The sequence below is a fragment of the Crinalium epipsammum PCC 9333 genome, from assembly GCF_000317495.1.
Lineage (GTDB): Bacteria > Cyanobacteriota > Cyanobacteriia > Cyanobacteriales > PCC-9333 > Crinalium > Crinalium epipsammum.
In genome coordinates this window covers 1,187,166-1,209,353 of sequence record NC_019753.1, presented here as the reverse complement: position 1 = coordinate 1,209,353, position 22,188 = coordinate 1,187,166, and the positions used below count along the sequence as shown (strand labels likewise).

Genomic DNA, 22,188 nt, shown 5'->3' with positions numbered 1-22,188 from the left:
ACGTCACTAGGCAATCAGATTAACTTTATTCAACAAACAATCAGAAAATTCCCTCTTGCTTCCTCCCTCCTGCCTTCTTGCTTGTATTTTGCAATATTATCTTTAGTTGTTAATGCCCCCGTGGCAGCAGTGCCAACATCCACTTGCCAAGACACTGAGTTAATACCTCCAGATTGCTATCCCCAAAAACTCACTTCCAAAACAGGGGAGGTGCTTCATATCAGGGTGACAGTTAATAGCAATCAAGATGGTGCAATTAAACCTGATGCTGTCCTGAGTTTGCGAGAAGCAATTCAGATAGTTAATGGTACTTTAGCGGTGGAACGTTTAAGTGATGCTGAAAAAGCTGGAGTTGAATCGCTTAATGCTAATACGCCGTCTCGAATTGAATTTAACTTACCACCAGACCAAACAACAATTCCTTTAATTAAAGCTTTGCCACCCTTAGCAAGCCCAGGGCTGGTTATTGACGGCACAACTCAGCCAGGGTATGACGCTAAGAAATCTGCCACTGCTGAAATTGCCATCCCTATTCCTGTTGTGGCAATTACTACTGCTGAAAATGTTGAGGTGCTACGGGGATTAACAATAATTGCTGATGGGGTGACAATTCGAGGATTAAATTTGTATGGATTTACAGCTAAAAGCGATCGCACAGCATTAACACCCCCCGCAGATATTTTTATTGCCCATCGTCTCATTCCTGCCGATAGAAGTGAGCAAAAAAGCCCAGGAAAATTTTTACCCTTTTATGAAGGAAATATTCCGCCAAAAAATGTAGTAATTGAGAACAACTGGTTGGGCATTCTAAGTAATGGAAGGGTACCAGTAACAACTTCAGCATTTGGAGTTTCTGTGTTTAATAGCTTAGGAACAATGATTCGGCGCAATAGAATTGCTAACCATGATGGCAGTGGTATTATTACCTCTGTCAAAGCCGAGAATTTGCAAGTCATAGAAAATATTATTGACAATAATGGTCTGGCTGGGATACCTGATGCTATTCGCTTAGAAGGGGTAATTAATCAGTCGCAAGTTAGCTCTAATTTAATTTGTGGGAATAATGGCAGTGGGGTGTTTTTATTCAAACCTCAAGGTGCTGTTAAAATTGAAAATAACCAAATTAAGTTGAATGGTAGAAGTTTCCGTCGTGCTGCAATTTACTTGATGGGAAATGATCATCAAGTGATGGGAAATCAAATTAGTAATCAAACTGGTTCAGGGGTTGTAGTTGCTAGTTTCCCTAAGAGCGATCGCAATTTAATTCAAAACAACAAATTTGCAGGTTTAGAAGGTTTGAGTATTGATTTAATTACTCAGCAAAATGTCAGGGTTGAAGATTTTCAACAAGGTGATGGTCCAAATCCTCTACGCAATTCACCAAATAGACGATTAGAAACTGGAAATTCTGCAATTAATGCCCCAGAATTTTTAGCTAGAGAGTTTTTGGTGATAGATGGCAAGGTAAATGTGGATGGTAAAGCTGATCCAGGTTCCCAAATAGATATATATAGGGTAAGTGAAAATAATGCTAAAACAACAGCAACTAACTATTATTTAGCAAATTATCATCCTTTATCTGAATTACTAAGAACTGTTACGACTGATGCAGAAGGACGGTTTGGTGCTACTCTTTTAAATTTACAACCTGGGGATAAAATTAGTGCGATCGCAACTGATCCTCAATACGGAACCTCAGAACCCGCTTTTAATGCTGTAGTGCGTTTTGTTGATGGCGCTATTCCTATTAAATCAACAGTTACAGATGTAGCTATACCCCAGTGTCTAACGAATAGTGCGATCGCACCAACTGCCCGCAAACAATCCCAGGCTATTAGTTTAGGATTATTCCGGAATAATCATTTTGCTTCAGATAAATATAATATTACCCCTGCTAGTGCCACCCAATTAAAACAAATTGTTGAAAATTTGTTGATGCGAAAAACAATTGAACGCCAAGCCCAAAATCAGCAAGTAGAAGTAAGGGAAGGTAATTATGAGAAATAACAATAAAAATTTGCGATCGCCCCACTTAATTAGATATTTTCATCCTCTAATTCAGATCATTAAAATATTGCTGATTTTCTTTTCAGCTTCATTTACTTTTATCTGGAATATTGGCGATAAACTAATTAATACTTTTTTTAGAATTATATCCCATAAACATATTAATATTGTCCATATAAAAAAAAATATACCTCAGCAAAAGAAAATAAAAAAAATCAGCAAATTTTTTAACACTGTGTCTGACAGCCTTTATATTTACAATTAACTTTACTGGAATTAACCTTTGGTGGACATCATCAGCTTATGCTGCTACTAGCTTATCAATAGAACCTCTAACATGGGACTTTGTTGGCTTGGATAGTAATAATGTTACTGTTGGTCCCAATGAATATCTTAATGGCGCTCGTGTTTGTAATATTGGCGGCGAAACTGCACAAAATATCAGAATTAGATTTGTGCGAGAAGGTGCTTATAACAATTATCTAACTATAAAAAATTCTTTTAATAGTGATACTTGGTATGTTCCCACACTTCCCTCTGGTATACGTCCCAACAACCACCACCAAATTACTGCCAGACCTAATAACTGCTTTGATGCGTACTATATTGTGAATGTTGACCGTAACGCAGCAGCTTATAATACAGTTCAGCGTTATCGCATCGAGGCTGTAGGTGATAATACTGGTTATGTTGATACTAATAGTTATCCAGATCCCTATAGTGGAACTCTAAATGCCTATGACACTGGGCATACTCGACAACTTTATGTTGAGAAAATTCTATCTCAGGGTCGTAACGAAGTCGTCAGTTTTACCAATATTGCAGGGACTTCAGGTTCAGGTGTGGATACACCAACCAAGGAAAACAGTAGTTATATACTTTATGCAGGTAGCACTTATGAATTTGAACTGGCAACCAAGACAGCAACAGGTTACCCTCAACTAACAATTAGTTCAAATTTTCCCAACCTTGCTTTCCAGCTTGTAGACGTTAAAACCGACTATGAAACGCCTGGAGGTCTGAGTAGTAATATGAGTAACCCAGATAACACAAGTATCTATGCTAATGCTTGCGGTTTCATTAGCAATCCCAACACTACAGGTTATCACGAAAGCTCTAGCAATTGTGAGTTCACTCAAGTACCGGATCAATATCCTGCCAGCGCAGGTAAAGTTGGAAACGCCGTCAAAACTCGCTATAAAATCAAAATTCTCGGTGGTAGGGGTGTATTTCAGATCTACCATCTAATTCTTGACTTCTCTGGCGGTAGCTATCACTACAACGCCGATTATGGTGCAGGGTTAGATACCTTTGATGTTCGCGATCCTGTACCTGTTGACCTCAGTATTGATAAAAGTCACACTGGTAACTTTTCCACTGGTGATAATATCTACACACTGCTAGTCAAAAATAATAGCACTACAGATGTAGCAAAAGCACCTATAACAGTTACAGATACTTTACCCGCAGGCATTAGCTTTGTTAGCACAGACACAGGTACAACTACAGGTTGGACTTGTTCAGCAGCTAATCAAGACATCGTTTGTACCAACCCAAACAATTTAGCAAGTGGAGCTACTTCCACTATTAAATTAAAAGTCAACGTTAGCACCAGCGTTGCAACCAACGTTGTTAACACAGCCACCGCTTCTAGTAATACCCCTGATCCCGATCTCACCAACAACACTGACAGCGACCCTACAACAGTATTAAAAGGTGTGAATGTCAGCCTAACTAAAACTCACTCCCCAGCAACTTTTTTAGCTGGTTCAACTGGAATTTATACCCTCACAGCTAGCAATAGCAGTGGCTTTAATGCCGATGCACCACTAATTATCAATGACACCTTACCTACTGGTTTAACCTTTGCCACCACTTCTGGGTCTTCAGAAACAGGAAGCGATGCAGGTTGGGGTTGTACAGCCGATGGTCAAAATATCACTTGTACTAATTCTAGTGGACTAAATACGGGCAGTACTTCTAAAGTTCTCTTTAAAGTTAACGTTGAGCCAAACGTACCGCTACCAAGTGTCACTAATATAGCCAGTCTCAGCACTGGCAGCTTGGATACAAATCCTAGCGATAACACCAACATCCAAGATGTTACCCCAACTGCGGTGCCAGCCCCAGACTTAGCAATTACTAAGACAGATAATGATTTTAGTTTTACTACGAACGTAAATGGAACTTATACTCTTACAGTTAAAAACGTAGGAACGATCGCGACAACAGGCACAATTACAGTAGTTGATACTTTACCAACTTCTTTCACTTATGTTCCTCCTATTGCTCCTGCAACTAATAATGCTCCTGGCAGTTCGGGATGGACTTGTACTGAATCTCCTATAGACACTATTACTTGTACTAATCCTGGTCCCCTATTACCGACTCAAAGTAGCTCAATTATCTTAAAAGTTACTCCCACAACTGCTACTGGATCGCCATTTACTAACACTGCAACTGTATCAACTCCAGGTGATGTATATAATGCTGCAAGTCCTGGTAACAACTTATCTAGTGACACCACACCTGTTGGTGCAGGAACAAAAGACATAATTGTCAATAAAACTATCAGCGGTACGCCTCCAACCAAGCCGGGCGATTCAATTAGTTATAACATCACAGTAACCAATAATATAAATGCTGGTAATGACCAAGAGGAAATTAAGTTTACAGATCAAGTGCCTACCGATATTACAAACGTAAAGTATAGTTGTGTTGTTACTGGAACTGGTAATGGTGGTGGCATCAATGATTGTGATACTACTAGCGCTACAGACCTAACTAATGTCACTCCACCTGGCAATCTTATTCAGCTAAACAATCTCAGCCTTAAGAAAGGAGGTGGACAAGTAACAATTACAGTTACAGGTACTGTTAGTAATTCCTTTTTAGGAGTATTACCTAATACAGCAACTGCCTTTCCTCTTAGTGGATTTGATACTAATCCTGTCGATAATAGTTCTACTGCTACTGCCACAATTAACGGCACAGACTTGACAATTAGCAAGACTCACAGCGATCCTTTGACTCAAAACATTGATGGGACATATACCATCACTGTCAAAAACGTTAGTAATACAACGATTGCTCCTGGTCGAGCAACAACAAACCCAATTACTGTTATCGAGAAATTATCCAAAGATTTTACCTTTGTTTCTGCAACTTCTGTAGCTCCCAGTACAGGCTGGTATTGCGCTGTCAGTGATGATGCAGCAACTACTAATATTACGGAAATTTCCTGTGTTAACCCGAATTCTATAGCTGCTGGAGCAAGTAGTTCATTTCAAATTAATGTTAAACCAACCAAAACTGGTGCTTACACCAACACAACCACAAACCAACTAAACTCACGTAATGAAGTGATTGTCTCCACATCGGGAGATGGATTAACAGCTAATAATACTGCCTACGATCCTACTAACGTTAATGCTCCTAACTTTGACTTAACTATTAGTAAATCTGCTATTGGCACTTTTTCCCTGGGCGCAACTGCTAAATATGGATTAACTGTCAGTGCTAGCGGTACTTCAGCAGCCCCAGGCCCTATTACAGTTAATGATACTTTACCTGTTGGATTAAACTTTTTATCAGGATCGGGATCTGGTTGGAGTTGTTCTGCAACTCCAGTAAGTGGACAAGATAAAGTAACTTGTGTTCGTAACAGTAACTTAACTGCGGGGAGTAGTTCGGCTATAACTTTAAATGTACTGGTTGGTAGTACCACAGCAGCAAGTATTAGCAATACAGCAAGAGTTGAAGTCGTGACTGGTGAAACTAACGTTAACAACAACGAGTCCACTATTACTACTTCAGTTGGTCAAAATGCCGATTTAAGTATTGTCAAAACCTTAAGCGGTAATTTAGTAGTTGGATCAAATGCCACCTACAATTTAAAAGTCGTAAATAACGGCCCTTCTAATGCCTCAACGGTTACGGTTACAGATAATTTACCGAATGGTCTCACTTTTCAGTCTTTCGCAGATAATAGTGTTTGGACTTGTACAAATACTGCTACATCAGGTACTTGTGCTGCTGGCGCAACACAACTGCAATTTCAAAAATCCAGTTTAACAATTGGTGCAAGTGAAACCATCGCTTTAAATGTTGCAGTTTCTTCATCAATCTCACTTCCTGCAACTATTAGTAATACTGCTACTGTTTCCAGTACTACCCCTGACTCAGACAACACAAATAATAGTAGTACTACATCAACTAGCCTTGCCGCAAAAACGATTGATTTAATTTTAGATAAGAGCCACTTCGGTAGTTTCGCAGTTGGTGGTAAGGGAACTTATACCCTAGAAGTAAAAAACCAGGGGAATTCTACTGCGACAGGAACAATTACTATTCGTGACCCAGAAACAGGTACATTACCGAACAATATCAGCTTGTCTTCCTTTGTTGGTCAAGGCTGGACTTGTGGCGGAACTTCTGTTATTACTTGTACCAATCCTAATACGAATGGTTTAGCACCAGGAGCGACGACCGCAGTTGATATCATTGTTAATGTAGGTACGGGAACGTCAGTAGGAAGTTTTACAAATACTGCAATAGTTTCAATTCCTAGTGGTGAAACAAATACTAACAATAACAGTGCTAGTGATCCTACAACAATTGTAGGAAGTGCCGACATATCGGTTACTAAGGCTCACGTAGGTACGTTTAGTCCAGGTCAACAAGGAACTTACACAATTGTAGTAACAAATAGTGCTGCTAGCATTGCTACACCAACATCTATTACTTTAATTGACCAACTTCCTAACTACTTAACTTATGTTTCAGGTACTGGTACAAATTGGGATTGCCCTGCAACAGTTCCCCCTGGTACAGATCCAGGTCTAGATGTTACTTGTACTTATAATGCCAGTCTAGCTCCTAATAATTCTACTACTCTAACTTTCAAGGTACTCATAAATACATCAGTACCCAATTCCTCTAGTCTGACTAACTTTGTAACTGTTTATAGCTCAACGCCCGATCCTGATACCAGCAACAATACAGCTAAAGATACGGTTACTGTTGTTGCTGGTGGAGCAATACCGCCAAAATTGCGCCTTGTTAAACGCATCACTGCTGTTAACAATGTTAGTTTTACAGATATGGTTACAGTACCAAATCAAGATGATAGTTTATCTAAAAATCCTGCTCTCAAATGGCCTGATAACTACTTACATGGCAAGTTATTAGTTGATAAGCAGTATATGGATAATGGCAATAACAAATACATCATGCCAAACGATCAAGTTGAATACACAATCTATTTCATCTCAGATGGTGGGAATACTGCTAAAAATGTCTCTATCTGTGATTTAGTACCAGCTAACCAAACATTTGCGTCTAATAGCTTTAATAGCCTTGCTGATAAAGCATCTGGTGGTTTAGCAAATCAAGACCGAGGAATTGCCGCTTCGATCAGCAGTTCATCTAGTGCTGCCCATGTTCTCCAATCCTATACCAATGTTGCAGATACAGATACTGCCCAATATTATGCTCCTAATTTAAGTGTGCCAACTTCCTGTTCGGCTGAGAATACTAACGGGGCAATAGTGATTAAATTGGGTGATATTCCTCAAGCTACCGCGCAGGGAACTCCATTGAATTCATACGGATTTGTCCGCTTCCGTGCCAAAGTGAATTAATACTGAGATGTTGTCTCAATGGCGAGCATGAGGCAGAGCCTCGGCGGGTTCGTTCCTAGGTTGAACCTGGGAACGAGGTTATGGGGGTTGGAGGCTCTGCCTCAAGAGCTTCCTCTGCCCAACTTTAACTCTGTGTAACTTCTATATATATATGTTCTAAACGCACTTGCTGCCGGGAGATTGAATCTAAACTAATGCCATCAAAGCGATCAATAATTTCTTTAAGTTCTAAATGCTCTGTAAGCAAAAATGCTAAATCGTTACCATAATGCCGAGTACTAAAACCATAATATTGGGCGCAAGCGATCGCACTTGCTTTATCCTCTGTTTGAACAATAATAATTTCTTGTGCCGGAATCAGTTGGCGTAATTCTGCTAAAGTACCTTCTGCTACAATCCGACCATTTTTAAGAATACCAATGCGTTGACACAAACGCTCTGCTTCTTCCAACAAATGCGTCGTTAGCAAAATAGTCATTCCTTGACTTTGTAACTGACGAATTAATTCCCAAATTTCATAACGCGCTTCTATATCTAACCCAGTTGTTGGTTCATCTAAAATCAATAACTTAGGATGATGCACAATTGCCGTAGCAATATTTAACCGTCGCTGCATTCCACCACTAAGAGTTTCTACAGGACTTTTAGCCCTATCAGCTAAATTAACAGCCTCTAAACTTAGTTGTACTTGTTTACGCCGTTCTTGATTTGATAACCCGTAAATTCGAGCAAAAAAATTCAAGTTTTCTTCACAAGATAAAGCTTTATAAAGTAAATTTTCTTGTGGTGCAACCCCAATTAACGGTTTAGTTGCTTCAGATACAGGTTTGTTATTGATAGCAATCTTGCCACTATCTGCACTGAGCAAATTACATAAAATATTTATAGTTGTCGTCTTTCCTGCACCATTCGATCCTAATAAACCATAAATTTCTCCAGCTTCAATATGCAGAGTTAAATCTTGTAAAACTGATCTTTTTCCGTAAGATTTGCTCAAATTTTCTATATTTAACACTAGCCTTATAGCCTCCTTTCAATTTGCACCATACTTCGGTAAGAAAGCCAGCCACCTCCAGCTACCAAGAAAGCAAACACACACAAAAACCAAAAATGAAATTCAATTTTTGCTAATCCATCTCCTTGATCTGAAACTGCTACTAAAGCTTCATTCATGTGATAAATAGGATTCCATTTAGCTATTTTTAACAGAGAATCTGGGAAAAAAGATGTGGGAAAAAATGCACCACCCATCATTAATAAAGGTATACCGAAAGATGCGACAATTGAATTAACATCATTTGTACGACGCGCCAAATGGGTACTGAGAATAAAACCTAACCCTACATAAGAAATAATACTTAATAAAATAATTATCCCACCTAATAGCAAGGAACCTTGAAATTTAGCGCCCCAAAAAGCGGCAACTGTATAGATTATTAAAGTTTGACCAATACCAATACAACTATGTGCTACAAAAATCCCTAAAAAATAGGAAAGACCACTCAAGGGAGACAGAAACAAACGCTTCAAAGTTTGCTGTTCTCTCTCTGCTACTACAGTTGATACAGTACCACCCATACAACTAAAAAAAAGTGCAGAGCCGATTAATGCTGAAGGTGCAACATTTTCAAAAGCTTCACTCATTGATAGTTTAGTTCTTTCTGCAATCAAAAAGCCATTAATTACTAAAATAGTAATTGGAAAAATGCACCACAAAATCAGGCTAAATCGTCGCCTGAGTAGTTCAATTAATATTCGCTGTGCCACTGCCAGCGTTTCACGCCAATATTTCATCATAAAGATTGGTCATTGTTAATTGTTAATTTTGTAATTTCTTCAATAGTTAATTCTTGAACATTACTAAAAACTACAGATGCGCCAGCAGCCAAAAGTTTAGCAGCATAATCATCACGACGTTCAGGTGTTGCTTGAAGGTGTGGCGGTAAAATACCTACACCAATTACAGTACGAGAAACCTTAACCCGCGCTTGTGTGACAGTATACATATCCGCAACTGTATCACCTACATAAACAACAGGAGTAGCAGCATTGGCTTGATGTAGTTGTTCTAGTTGTTGCACTGCTGTAATTAAACCTGTAGGATCGGGTTTGCCTGGTGCATCTTCCATTGCAATTAGTACAGGTGAGTTAATTCCAAGTCGTCTTTCCAAAACATAAGCAGCTTCGGCGTGGGGCGCACCACTAAAAAACCCCCAAGGAATATTAGCTGCACTGATTTGTTCTAGATAGCTTAACTGTAATAGCAATGGTTCATCGCAAATATAACCATTCCACTCTTGGGAATTAGTTCCGCGATAGCGAGATTGGAAAAAATCAACAAGGGCATTGTAGTCGATTTGAATAAGCGATCGCACCTTCTGATCTGGCGTAGCTGAGACTCGCTGTTGCCCAATAGATTCAAAGTAGCGATAAATTAACTCCTGAGAAGCTTCCCAGTCATTATTCCAAATCCCTTCCGACTTGAGTGCGTCAATATCAGCACTTTCGGGGCGATATGCTTGATTTGTAAACTGCTCTACAGTATCTGCGATCGCACGACGATAAGAGCCTGTCACATCCCTTATAACACCGTCAATATCGAAAACTACAATCGCACTACAATTAGATTCTTGCACCAAAAACCCATACCTCCAAGTGAAATAACTAATTTAGTTAGCAAAATGTTCAGTATATAACTGAGAGATTCAGTCTTGCCATGCGCTAAAATAGTCGTCTGTAAATTAAACCTAATAATTCTGGGTTTTTCCCGGAGGTGTGATTGTCCAAGTTCATATTAAAAGTTCTCTGGCTAGATGAGAACGTGGCGATAGCGGTTGATCAAGTAGTTGGCAAAGGTACAAGCCCTTTGACATCTTACTTTTTCTGGCCTAGAAATGATGCCTGGGAACAGCTAAAAACTGAGCTAGAATCCAAGCATTGGATTGCTGATGTTGACCGCGTTGCAGTGCTAAACAAAGCAACAGAAGTGATTAACTACTGGCAAGAAGAAGGCAGACGGCGACCAATGTCTGAAGCCCAATCTAAATTCCCAGAAGTTGCATTCACAGGTAGCGCCTAGAATAAATAATTCCGTAATAATGATGCTATTTATTTGGTAAAAATACGGATAATTCTAGCAAAGCTATAAATAGCAACACCATCAGCAGTGATGTAGGTTATAAACAGCAACGCTTTCAGTATAGTGCTGAAAGCGTTGTTCTAATTTATGGATGTGCAACTAAGCCTAAATTTGAGGATCTACTTTTTGATGGGGTAATTCAGGTGAACGCTGTATCTGTTGTAAGTTGTACCCCTGTTTACCTAACTGCTGAACAAATTTAGTTGGATCATCAGCTTGAGTTAAATCTAATGAGGTCGGATGTTCAGCAGTCTCCTTCCTGATTTTTTTAAGTTTGGCTTTTCGTCCCATAAAGATATATCTAATGAATTTGCTTAAGATGCGATCGCGTGCTGAACAGTTCAACGCCCATTGAGTTATTTAGCAGCGAAACGCAATTGTATATTTAATATTCTACGGCTGAAACTTGTTCTACAATTTTGAAGCGTCCTTTAATCACAGCCCGTAATAGTCGGTTTATAGCCTGTTTTTCTTCTTCCTCCAAAGACTCTTCTAAGGTGGCTGCCATTAAGCCATAACGGTCAGCTAAAGTTACAACGCCTGTTTCGCTAACAGAAACCAGCATTTCAGAAACAGCACCAGGAAGCAGACGAACTTGGGGATACATAGAAATAAGGGCGTGAACTCTACTCTTCTAATATCTTCTATTTATTTTGTCCTGACGGTGATTAATCAGAGATGTATATTGTGTAATTTATCCGCTTTTTATGTGACTTCGATCACACTCTCTGGCTAAAGCTTGTTTATTGTTCATTAATAGTGACAGCCAGATAAGCCTTAAGCTTAAAAATGGCTGTAATTGGTGTGACCTGCTTTATGATTTGCCACCCTACAAGGGCGGTCTTCTGGCATTACAAGCAGTGGCGCAACTATCGAGTTCTAGACCAAATTATGGCAACCCGAATCTTGATACCCTTGTGCTGCTAGTCTTAAAGAATATACTGCTGTTTTTCTTTATATTCCTTTGTAGCTAGCGAGGATCAAATTTTAAATATGGCTTTTGAGCAAATCGAAGCATTTTTAAAGAAAATGCAGTCTGAACCTGAACTTAAAAACGAGGTGCTCGCAGCATCAACCGCAGATGATATTGCGCGAATAGCACTCAAGCTTGGTTTTGAATTTTCAGGTGATGAATTATTGAGAATGTCAGGTAAGAAAGTTGGCAGCATTACTGTTAGAAAAACTGATCTTCCTGGAGAGTACAACTAGGGGTCACGCTCCTAATTTGTAAAAAATCGTACGAAGAAAGGAATCTAATCCCCAATCAAAGCACCATGATTATTGGTATTACCCTTTCAACGTCAGGGAAATAGTACGCTGTGGTTGTAGTTTTAGTTCTTGAAAACGGTTGTAACTGGGAAGACTTGCCTTCATACTTGCCTCCCTACTCAACTGTCTACTGGCACGTGCATTCAGTAGCGAAGTGCAGGCGTGATTGAGAAACTAATGAGCATCGCCTGATTAAGGTTTAGCTAGTGGTGAAACTCTTTAAAGTTGGATATTTCGGGCTGACTTTGTTTATAAGTGCAGCAGTTTTATTTCTAAGCGCGTGGATTGTGATTCCGGCTCCTACCTCTTTGCTACTACCTTTAGGAGTAGGTGCGCCAGAGATTAGCCCAATACTAGCGGTGGGAAATGCGATCGCTCTATTATTATCCTTACCAGGCAGTAAGCACAGTTGGTTATCTCGCTTCGCCTTATTTTGTAGCGCACTGGGATTAATTTTAAGTACCATCCCCCTAGTACAACTGCCCAGCACCTTAACAAGCTCAAATAAGGCGATGCAAGCGGCACTAGGCTCAGGCTACATGGAAAAAGTGCCGCAACAGCTACAGGCACAAATGCGCCCCCATCCCTTTGTCTTAACTGAGGTATTTACAGGAATTACTGATAGCAAGGTACGCCAAACTTCAGGTATTCGCTTTGCTACTCCCGACGGTGTGCCTTTAAGCTTGGAAATTTACCGCCCAATCTCAGTAGGGAAGTATCCCACAATCGTCACTATTTATGGTGGTTCATGGCAACGCGGTAGTCCCGTTAATGATGCAGCCTTTAATCGCTACATGGCGGCACGGGGTTATACAGTAATTGCAGTTGACTACCGACACTCCCCTAAATATCGCTTTCCAGCCCAACTTGAAGATGTACAAACAGCTTTATCTTTTATTAGAGATCATGCACAAGAGTATGAGGTAGACTCTGAACGGATAGCATTATTGGGACGCTCTGCTGGCGCTCACCTAGCAATGCTTGCAGCTTATCAAAAAGATGCAGCACCGATTAAAGCAGTAGTTAGTTACTATGGTCCTGTGGACTTGGTTCGAGGCTACACTGATCCGCCGTTTCCAAATCCGATTAATACCAATGCAGTTTTAGAAGCTTTTCTGGGGGGTTCTCCCAAAGAATTCCCTTTGCTGTATCAACAAGCTTCTCCTATTAGTTATGTTACGCCAGGTTTACCGCCAACTTTGCTGATATATGGTGGACGCGATCATCTTGTGGAAGCAAAGTATGGCGAAAGTTTGTATCAACGCCTGCGCGATGCGGGAAATACTGTTTTATTTTTAGAAATTCCTTGGGCTGAACACGCTTTTGATGCTATTTATAGTGGTATCAGTAATCAGTTAGCCCTCTACTATACGGAACGCTTTCTCGCTTGGGCATTGCAAAATTAACAAGATTGAATTCAGAATTCTACGAAACCCCGAATTTAATATTGGCTAATATCTGCCTGTGAAACAAAGGCTCTTTGCTTACCGTCTGATTATCCACATCTAGCTTTTTGGCAATTCAGGCTAGTATTTGCAATATAACCCTATTATTTACAATCAAAGCTTAATGAAAGTTTTACTGCTATATCCGCTATTTCCCAAAAGCTTTTGGTCTTTTGAAAAAACCCTAGCTTTACTAAACTATAAAGCAATGCTACCGCCACTAGGTTTAGTGACTGTAGCGGCAATTTTGCCTCAAGAGTGGGAATTTAAATTAGTAGACCGCAATATTCGTACAGTTACAGAAGCCGAATGGGAATGGGCTGATTTAGTAATTCTTTCGGCGATGATTGTGCAGAAAGAGGATTTGCAAGCCCAAATTCGGGAGGCTAAAGGCAGAGGTAAGCTTGTTGCAGTTGGTGGCCCCTATCCTACTGCTATACCTGATGATTCCTTATCGGCTGGGGCTGATTTTTTGATTTTGGACGAAGGGGAAATCACTCTGCCTTTATTTATAGCAGCAATTGAACGGGGCGATCGCTCTGGTATATTTCGCTCTGGCGGAGAAAAACCCGACGTTAGTTTTACCCCGATTCCCCGCTTTGATTTGCTAGAACTCGACGCTTATTCAGAAATGTCTGTGCAGTTCTCGCGCGGTTGTCCATTTCAGTGCGAATTCTGCGACATTATTGTGCTGTATGGTCGGAAACCTCGAACTAAAACGCCTACCCAACTTTTAGCAGAACTAGAACGCCTTTATGAACTTGGTTGGCGGCGCAGTATTTTCATGGTGGATGACAACTTTATTGGGAATAAGCGCAACGTCAAATTATTTTTGAAGGAACTGAAGCCTTGGATGGTTGAACATAACTATCCTTTCTCCTTTGCAACAGAAGCTTCAGTTGACTTAGCTAACGACCAAGAACTGATGGATTTAATGGTTCAGTGTAATTTTGGGGCAGTATTTTTAGGAATTGAAACCCCAGATGAAGAGAGTTTAACTTTAACTCATAAATTCCAAAATACACGGGACTCTCTCAGCGAAGCAGTAAACTCTATTACCCGTAGCGGGTTGCGGGTGATGGCGGGATTCATCATTGGATTTGATGGAGAAAAGGCAGGGGCTGGTGGGCGAATTGTGAAGTTTGTTGAGCAAACAGCGATTCCCACTGCACTATTTAGTATGTTGCAAGCTTTACCTGATACTGCACTTTGGCATCGACTGGAAAAAGAGGGACGGCTACGCGCTAAATCAGCGAATATTAATCAAACAACTTTGATGAACTTCGTGCCAACTCGACCAGTACAAGATATTGCCAGGGAATATGTCGAGGCATTTTGGGAATTGTACGAGCCAAAACGGTTTTTAGATCGGGCTTATCGCCACTACCGGATGTTAGGAGAAGCAACTTACCCTAAAAAAGGTAAGAGAGATGCTAAAAAGGTGAATTGGGTCACGATTCGCGCGTTACTAATTATTTGTTGGCGACAAGGGGTAGTTCGTAATACTCGCTGGCAATTCTGGCGCAATCTGTTCAATATGTTGCGGCATAATCCAGGTGGTGTAAGTAGTTATTTAGCTGTTTGCGCTCAGATTGAACATTTTGTAGAGTATCGCGAGATTGTCCGAGAGCAAATTGAGGCTCAAGTAGGTAAGTTTCTGGAAGCAGAAGCTAAACAGACAGTATTGCCTATAGAAATGGCAAAATCCGAGCAGCTAAGTAAATCGGCGTAGTTGAAGGTATTACCATACCGCGAACCCCCTACCCATTTTCGGGTAGGGGGCATAATTGTATTTTTATGTGCTTAAAAGTTGAGCCTTTCAGCCAAGAAAAAATTTACGATCTTCTCAAAAAATTGATGCACTAGGGTTGTTGTGCTGTATTACGGATTAACGAATAAGCATAATCTAAGGCATTTCTACCTCATCTCTTAACATTTTGGTGTATTGACTTCGTATTGTTTTTAGATCTTCACCAGCTTTAGCTTCATCCAACCCTTGTAAGTCTTGTTGCAAAATATACATTTCATTTCGTAGCCTACGGTACGATCTAGCTCTTTCTTGTACAGGAAACTTAGTGACTGCTGATTGAATAGCGACTGAAATCGCCCCAAAAACTCCTGTCAGTATTTTCTGATACTTACCAGGAAGTAGGCTACCATCCTCTAATGTGCCTGTAACTGCTGTCAGTAATGTAAAGACAATAGCAGCAGCCGTAAGCCCAAGATCCCAACGCTGATTAAGCTTGCACTCGTGAGTAAATCGGTCTGCACAAAGACCAAGCTCTTTCTGCAAAGCTTCTTGAGCTTCTCTTAATTCGTTTCTCTCTGGCATATCAATTAGCTATCCTAAACATAGTTGCAATTTTACGGAGACTTTTTTACCAAATAAAATTGGTATACATTATCTGGTTAATTAATCATTGTTACACGACTTATACATTGCCTCTATATATGCTGCTTAGTGTGTAATTCCTATGCTTCTGAAGTACCACTTAGATCTGTAGAATTTAAATTTGCACCTACAAAATTAGTATTATGTAAATCGGCATCACTTAAGTCAGCAAAACTTAAATCTGCATTACTTAAATCTGCATCCCGCAAAATCGCACCGATTAACTTAGCTTTTCGCAAACTTGCGTTAGTTAAATTAGCATTAGTTAAATCGGCGATCGCCAACTTTACTCCATCTAATTTAGCATTACTTAAATCTGCATTACACAACTGAGTATTAATCAAATTAGCATTACTTAAATCTGCGCCAGCTAATTGAATACCCCGCAAATCTGCGCCTTGAAAATTTCTGTCCCCTGCTGCATATCGCTTGAGTAGTTCCCCTGCATCGGTTACGCTAATTTCTCGCTTGGGGCGATGATTAAAAGTAAAATTAAACGTATCGCCACTAGCAATTACTCGTCTAATTTCTTCATAAAAAGGATATTTACCAATTCCACTGAGATTTGCCCAACCTCTTGTTCTAGTTAAGGCTACAAATAGTTGATTACGCAGGGTAATATTACTTTCATCTTGAGCAATGCGATCGCAACCTACTACATAAACCATATCAGCTTCGTGTCCTTTGGCGCGGTGGATACGAGATACTGTTACGCCACCATTACACCAAAACTTATTGCGATCGCGTTTTTCTGGCTCTGGTTTCAATATATTACATTCAGTAGCGCCAGGAATAAATATATTAATCCCTTGTTGCATTAAAAAACTAGCAACATGATTTTCTAATCTTACCGCGTCGAAAAAATCACCTAAAACTACTACTAAAATATCTTCATTTGGTTTGAGAGCATCTTGTTTAAGATTATCTAAAATTTTATCTGCTAAAGCACTAAATTCTGCTTGCCGTGAACTATAAACTTCAAACTCTAGTAAAGGCTTTTTCCATAATTTAGATATCAAATTTGGAAAATCTTCATTAATACGTTGCAGTGTGATTTTTTGACCACGAGTAAATCGCCCGATAACTTCATAACCGATAGCTTTCCAATCTTCAGTTCGAGTAATTCCTGATAGCATTCCCCCTGGACGTAGCAAACCCATACTCAAAGCATGAGCGACTGTTACAATTTGGCTAGGTGTGCGGTAGCATCGGTAAATAATCTCACTTTTTTTGATGCCATCTGAATATTGCCCTGTTACTAAATGACCTAACTCATCTCCAAATAATTCGCTTGCTGTAGGAATATTTAAACTTGATAAACTTTGGGATTCATCATAAGCCCAAATTAAGCGCCTTTGTTCTGGATATTGTGGGTCAACAAATTTTAATGCTTGATAAGCCATCCAGTAAAAAGGCTGCTTATCTTGAAATTTTAACTCATAATCAACAATTAAATCTTGTCCTTCATCAATTAAAATAGAATCAAATATTTGGGGAATGATTGCATCTTCAAATAGTAAACAACATACTTCTGCCAAACTTTCGTGAGGTTGTTTGCTTTTTGTTTGGTAAGCTGTGAGGGGTTTTACTTGAGCAGCTTCACAAATAGTGCTATAAAGTCCAGGCTGATTTTTCGCACCCCAAGCGTGTAATACTTTTAATTTAGAAGATTGAAGTTTTCCATCAACAGGGGAGAAGTTTAACTGTACTTCTCCACTACTAAACCGACGCAACCATTTATTTACTTCTTTAATTATTGGTTCGTAAAGACTACGGCTAAAAAATACTAAAGCAATATCCCACTCTGGATATTTTAGGTGCATTTGCGCGGCTTTTTGACAGAGTAATACTGTTTTTCCCGATCCTGCAATACCTCGAATACGTTGTAACCCTGGGGGAATTTGTTTAGCAATTGTTTCTTGGTGTAAATCAAGTTCTGATAATTGCTGGCGTATCTGAGATAATACCCATCCGCGTGTTCCTTCTGCTGGTATTATATCTGTAGGAATTTCATTAACTGCTGAAACTTTATTGATAGATTTACGAAAAAGTGGAGTTCCACCTAATACTGCTAGTAATAATTTCCATTGTTCATCATTTAATTTTTTACCTTTAATAACTGGAGTTGTTTTGTGAATATGCTGGATGAGGGGATGATTATGCGTGTTTGTTTTGGATAAATGTAGATGGTTTTTAAATATAATTGGTGGACAGCTAGGAAGTTTGTCAAAACCTTTTTGTTGCCATTCTTCTATGGCAATTAAAGGTAAAGATACTAATGTACGTCCTGTTATTTTACGGCGGAGAAGTGGTTCGCGATCGCAATACCCCAATAACGCAAATAATTGATTTTCTGCTTGCTCGTAAGGATTACTAAATTTCGTATAAAAATTGTTAAATTCCCAGCGATGACCATTAATATTAACTATCTGCTCAATCGTAACTGATTTAACTTCAATTACAATTAAGCCCAAATCAAAATCAGCAATTAAAATATCTGGTTCTTTACGAATATTTCCGACTTGAGAAAAGATGGGATAGCGCCAATAGCAAAGACAGTTCCTATCTGCAAAAGCTATCTTAACAGCCTCCCAAACTTTCCCCTCACCCTTTTGTCCACTTTTCCCTAATGGTTCAGTGGTAATAAACTTGCGGTTTTGTTCTTCACCACTAATACTCATTTAAGTGTTTTCTAACCGCTTAATCAGGCAGTTTTAAATATTCTCGTTTGTTTTTTAGTGCTTTTTCTTTCTCTTATTAACTACCCAAACAACAAAAGCAACTATTAGAAGCACAAACACTATTTTAGAAACAGGACCAAGATACTCCTCTACAATCTCGTAGTTGTCACCCAAGGCATAGCCAGCCAATGTTAAGAAACTTACCCATAATGCAGTACCTATAGTTGAGTAGATTAAAAAAGGTACTAAAGGCATACCGCTAATCCCTGCTGGTAGCGATATCAAAGTACGAACTCCTGGGACAAGCCTACAAAATAAAACAGCTTTTTGACCATGTTTGTCAAACCAGTTATCCGCCTTTTCTATATCTCGGCTGGATACTGAAATCCATTTACCATACTTGTCAGCTAACCGTTTTAAGTTATCCTCGCCTACCAGCTTGCCTACATAATACCAAGGCAACGCCCCTAATATTGTGCCAATTACTCCCGCTAAAATTACAGGTGCTAACTCCATCCTGCCTTTAGCTACTGTGAATCCTGCTAATGGCATGATTAATTCTGAAGGAATTGGCGGAAAAAGATTTTCCAAGAACATTAATAGTCCAATTCCTAAATAGCCTAAAGAAGTAATGGTATTAGTGATCCACTCGCTCATTGCTAAGTTTGTTTAAGATAAAGTTTCGCTTAACTGTATCAGGTTTTTGGGGCTAGTGACTGGTTCAGGACTGACGCAGTTACTCCACATATAGTGGGTAGGGTGCGTTACGCGCACCCTACAGGTAGAGGCTTTGCGTAAGTCCTGTGGTTGTTGTGATTAGTAGAGATATAAGCAAAAATACAAATTTAGTTTTTTTACCGCCAAACTTATACCCGTGAAATACTGGATTTTGTTAGCGCCGGGACGATACGATCGCTCGCCATCCTTGCACCGGATAAATTTCGTGCAGTTGGTCCCACCCGCAATGCTGCTAAACCACCCATAACAAATAGCTCACAACCAGAAAAGCGCAGGTATTCATCCAAAACAGGTAATCCATTGACAATTTCGGTGGGATATGTATCTAAAACATCTTTAAGCAAGGGATGGTTGGTCGCATCTATTTGGCTTCCGGTCGCTAACCAAATGCGATCTATGTTCTGATGGTGAATGCACTCATGTATAGCTGGATTATCACAATAAACCTGCCAGCTATTGCCATTCCATTTAGCTTGAGACACCTGACACTGCTCATAAAATACAACACGCCCATCGCGTTCATTACGCCGTAGTTGAGTCAGCATCGCTGGAGTCATCGAGCCACCATTACGTGCTTGCTGAATCATCGCAGAGCGCACATACCAATCAGGTTCTGCTGAGAAACCTTTGAGGTATTTAGGACCAAGCCAACCTGGATCAGCATCAAATAGCTTCCCATATACAGTTCGTCGTGACATGAGTAAAACCTGTGCGCCTCTAGAAATCGCACCAACTGCTAGATGTCCACTGGTTAACCCACCTCCAATAATCAGAACTCGCTCACCTTGAAGTTTCAAGTTTCGTAAGTCAATAGTATGAGAATGCAGCAATCGTTCAGGGGGGTAATTCTTAGGAATTTTCCCGACCCAATCTGGGAAATGAGGTCTTCCACCGCCGTTAGCTATAACAACTCTACGGGCAACAAGAATTTGACCATTAGATAATTCCAGACAAAATCGCGGACGACGATAATTCTTTAGGGGTTCAATCCGCACAACTTGAGCCGGATACACACAACTCTGTAACGCAGAGCGACGAATTACTTCCTGACAAAAATCTTGAAACAGCCGAGTCCCTGGCAAATCGTAGGGTGGGAATAATTCGTTAGGGCGGGATGCACCAAAGGTACGAAGCGCATGAGGATCGGGGTCGGGTTGGTGTACCGCAGGCGACCTGAGATGAGGAATCTCTAATGCCGCAAACTGATGATTCCATTGACTCATCCAAGTACCACTAGGGTCGAAAACCAGGAAACGTCCGCGCATCGACTTTTTCTTTTGCAGTAAGTGGGCTACCAGTGCTAGGGCATGAGGACCTGCTCCCACAATCGCAAGGTCAATAAACTCTGGTAAAGGCAATACAGAATTGAACATAAATCCTATTTTGTGAAAATGATTATCGCTCTTATTTGGTTTAGTTTAGAAAGCTGTGCTATAAAATAAGCGAATGATAATCATTATCATAATAACGGATGTCAGCACCTGAATCTTCCACGCTGGAAAATCTAACTGCCCAAGTAGTGTCATCCAGTCCTTCACCGCAGCCAATTATTCATCGTCCCCGTCGATTGCGGCGGACGGAAACACTGCGTCGGATGGTACGGGAGAATGTGTTACGGGTAGAGGATCTGATATATCCCCTGTTTGTCATGGAAGGAGAAGGAGAAGGGCAACGAGAAGAAGTGCCTTCCATGCCTGGTTGCTATCGCTATACCCTAGAAACCTGCCCTTGCCTACTTGAATATTATCTGTCGCATTAAACAGAACAACGATGAAGAGTCACTCACACCATATGATTCCCAAACGGGGAATGCCTGTCACCATCATCACTGGTTTTTTAGGCAGTGGTAAAACAACTCTGCTCAATCATATTTTGAATAATAATCATAATTTGAAAGTTGCAGTTTTAGTTAATGAGTTTGGCGACATTAACATCGACAGTCAATTGTTAATGTCGATGGATGAAGACATGGTAGAACTCAGTAATGGCTGTATTTGTTGCACGATTAATGATGGGCTAGTTGATGCCGTTTGTCGAGTTCTAGAACGCAGCGATCGCATAGATTATATGGTGATTGAAACTACTGGTGTTGCTGACCCATTGCCCATTATCTTGACATTTGTGGGAACCGAACTGCGTGAATTAACTCGGCTAGATTCGATTATTACTGTTGTTGATGCCGAAACCTTTACCCCAGATCATTTCGATAGCGAAGCGGCACTCAAGCAAATTGCCTATGGGGATATCACGATTTTGAATAAAACTGATTTAGCTTCTTCCAAAAAAGTAAAAGAATTGGAAGACTACATTGGCACTGTAAAAGTAGGAGCTAGAATTATTCATGGTCAACATGGTCAAGTACCACTGCCGCTAATTTTGGACGTAGACTATAACAATCCAAGCGAATATGCAGATTTAATTCAGTCAGAAATTCAGCAAACTGAGCAAGATCATCACCACCACCATCATCATCACGACGATTGCACCCATCATCCCCATGAACATCACCATCACCATTCCGCACATCTGGATAATGATGGATTTGTGTCAATTTCCTTTGAAAGCGATCGCCCCTTTGATCTGAAAAAGTTTGAAATGTTCTTGCAAGAACATTTACCCAAAAACGTTTTTAGAGCAAAAGGAATTCTTTGGTTCACTGAAAGCGACTTACGCCACATCTTTCAACTCAGTGGTCCCCGCTTTGACTTACAAGGGGAAGAATGGCGCACTCCCCCTAAAAACCAACTTGTATTTATTGGGCGCAACTTAAATGCCAATGTGCTTCGGCAGCAGTTAAAAGACTGCATTGCCTGATAGATAGCTACAACCTTTTCAGGATTTGTATTAGTTCTTTTTTTATCGCAGATATGAGCAG

General features: G+C 40.1%; 16 protein-coding genes and 1 pseudogene. 8 read left to right on the top strand and 9 right to left on the bottom strand.

What is annotated here, in order from left to right:
- The first annotated feature begins 120 nt into the window (after positions 1-120).
- Both CRI9333_RS05225 and CRI9333_RS05215 read left to right on the top strand, forming a co-directional pair.
- Positions 121-2,007 carry a right-handed parallel beta-helix repeat-containing protein gene (locus CRI9333_RS05225; protein WP_232229387.1) on the top strand — a complete coding sequence of 629 codons (1,887 nt, stop codon included), beginning with the start codon at positions 121-123 and terminating at the stop codon, positions 2,005-2,007.
- A gap of 353 nt (positions 2,008-2,360) precedes the next feature.
- Positions 2,361-7,649: a beta strand repeat-containing protein gene (locus CRI9333_RS05215; RefSeq protein WP_015202118.1), complete on the top strand. Its 5,289-nt coding sequence runs from the start codon at positions 2,361-2,363 to the stop codon at positions 7,647-7,649.
- Positions 7,650-7,773: 124 nt separating this feature from the next.
- Here the strand turns inward: CRI9333_RS05215 and CRI9333_RS05210 are convergent, their stop codons facing one another.
- Genes CRI9333_RS05210 through CRI9333_RS05200 form a run of 3 tightly spaced genes read right to left on the bottom strand, consistent with a single transcriptional unit; the run spans position 7,774 to position 10,288 of the window.
- Positions 7,774-8,664 (bottom strand): ABC transporter ATP-binding protein, encoded by an 891-nt coding sequence (locus CRI9333_RS05210; RefSeq protein WP_015202117.1) that lies wholly within the window; start codon positions 8,662-8,664, stop codon positions 7,774-7,776.
- Positions 8,665-8,669: 5 nt separating this feature from the next.
- Positions 8,670-9,443 (bottom strand): ABC transporter permease, encoded by a 774-nt coding sequence (locus CRI9333_RS05205; protein WP_041225948.1) that lies wholly within the window; start codon positions 9,441-9,443, stop codon positions 8,670-8,672.
- Positions 9,443-10,288 carry a TIGR01548 family HAD-type hydrolase gene (locus tag CRI9333_RS05200; protein WP_041225947.1) on the bottom strand — a complete coding sequence of 282 codons (846 nt, stop codon included), beginning with the start codon at positions 10,286-10,288 and terminating at the stop codon, positions 9,443-9,445. The genes CRI9333_RS05205 and CRI9333_RS05200 overlap by 1 nt, the downstream gene beginning before the upstream one ends.
- Positions 10,289-10,428: 140 nt before the next feature.
- On the opposite strand from CRI9333_RS05200, the gene CRI9333_RS05195 reads away from it, so the two are divergent.
- Entirely contained in the window at positions 10,429-10,728 is a 300-nt protein-coding gene (locus tag CRI9333_RS05195; protein ID WP_015202114.1) for a 30S ribosomal protein PSRP-3, read from the top strand.
- Between the two features lie 165 nt (positions 10,729-10,893).
- On the opposite strand, the gene CRI9333_RS05190 is transcribed toward CRI9333_RS05195, so the two are convergent.
- Both CRI9333_RS05190 and CRI9333_RS05185 read right to left on the bottom strand, forming a co-directional pair.
- The gene (locus CRI9333_RS05190) at positions 10,894-11,079 is read right to left on the bottom strand and encodes a hypothetical protein (RefSeq protein ID WP_015202113.1); all 186 of its coding nucleotides are present in this window, start codon (positions 11,077-11,079) and stop codon (positions 10,894-10,896) included.
- Between the two features lie 94 nt (positions 11,080-11,173).
- Positions 11,174-11,395: a hypothetical protein gene (locus CRI9333_RS05185; RefSeq protein WP_015202112.1), complete on the bottom strand. Its 222-nt coding sequence runs from the start codon at positions 11,393-11,395 to the stop codon at positions 11,174-11,176.
- A gap of 386 nt (positions 11,396-11,781) precedes the next feature.
- Here CRI9333_RS05185 and CRI9333_RS05180 point away from each other — a divergent pair, with 386 nt between their 5' ends.
- From CRI9333_RS05180 to CRI9333_RS05170, 3 genes are all read left to right on the top strand, one after another.
- A complete protein-coding gene (locus tag CRI9333_RS05180; RefSeq protein WP_015202111.1) occupies positions 11,782-11,997 on the top strand; it encodes a Nif11-like leader peptide family natural product precursor in 216 nt (71 codons plus the stop codon).
- Between the two features lie 266 nt (positions 11,998-12,263).
- A complete protein-coding gene (locus CRI9333_RS05175) occupies positions 12,264-13,463 on the top strand; it encodes an alpha/beta hydrolase (RefSeq protein WP_015202110.1) in 1,200 nt (399 codons plus the stop codon).
- Positions 13,464-13,626: 163 nt separating this feature from the next.
- Positions 13,627-15,234: a B12-binding domain-containing radical SAM protein gene (locus CRI9333_RS05170; RefSeq protein WP_015202109.1), complete on the top strand. Its 1,608-nt coding sequence runs from the start codon at positions 13,627-13,629 to the stop codon at positions 15,232-15,234.
- A 174-nt stretch (positions 15,235-15,408) separates the two neighbouring features.
- Here CRI9333_RS05170 and CRI9333_RS05165 read toward each other — a convergent pair whose 3' ends face one another.
- The 4 genes from CRI9333_RS05165 to CRI9333_RS05150 form a co-directional block, all read right to left on the bottom strand.
- Complete coding sequence (locus tag CRI9333_RS05165) at positions 15,409-15,834, bottom strand: hypothetical protein (RefSeq protein WP_015202108.1); 426 nt, start codon at positions 15,832-15,834, stop codon at positions 15,409-15,411.
- Positions 15,835-15,974: 140 nt separating this feature from the next.
- Complete coding sequence (locus tag CRI9333_RS05160; RefSeq protein ID WP_015202107.1) at positions 15,975-18,575, bottom strand: pentapeptide repeat-containing protein; 2,601 nt, start codon at positions 18,573-18,575, stop codon at positions 15,975-15,977.
- A gap of 54 nt (positions 18,576-18,629) precedes the next feature.
- On the bottom strand, positions 18,630-19,232 hold the full coding sequence (locus CRI9333_RS05155) for a DedA family protein (protein ID WP_015202106.1): 603 nt from the start codon (positions 19,230-19,232) through the stop codon (positions 18,630-18,632).
- A 209-nt stretch (positions 19,233-19,441) separates the two neighbouring features.
- Positions 19,442-20,686: an FAD/NAD(P)-binding protein gene (locus tag CRI9333_RS05150; protein WP_015202105.1), complete on the bottom strand. Its 1,245-nt coding sequence runs from the start codon at positions 20,684-20,686 to the stop codon at positions 19,442-19,444.
- Between the two features lie 98 nt (positions 20,687-20,784).
- Between CRI9333_RS05150 and CRI9333_RS05145 the strand changes: the two are divergent.
- A pseudogene (locus tag CRI9333_RS05145) lies at positions 20,785-21,033 on the top strand (porphobilinogen synthase); the annotation flags it as partial.
- A gap of 50 nt (positions 21,034-21,083) precedes the next feature.
- Positions 21,084-22,127, top strand: a complete 1,044-nt coding sequence (locus CRI9333_RS05140; RefSeq protein WP_015202103.1) for a CobW family GTP-binding protein — start codon at positions 21,084-21,086, stop codon at positions 22,125-22,127.
- Positions 22,128-22,188 lie beyond the last annotated feature (61 nt).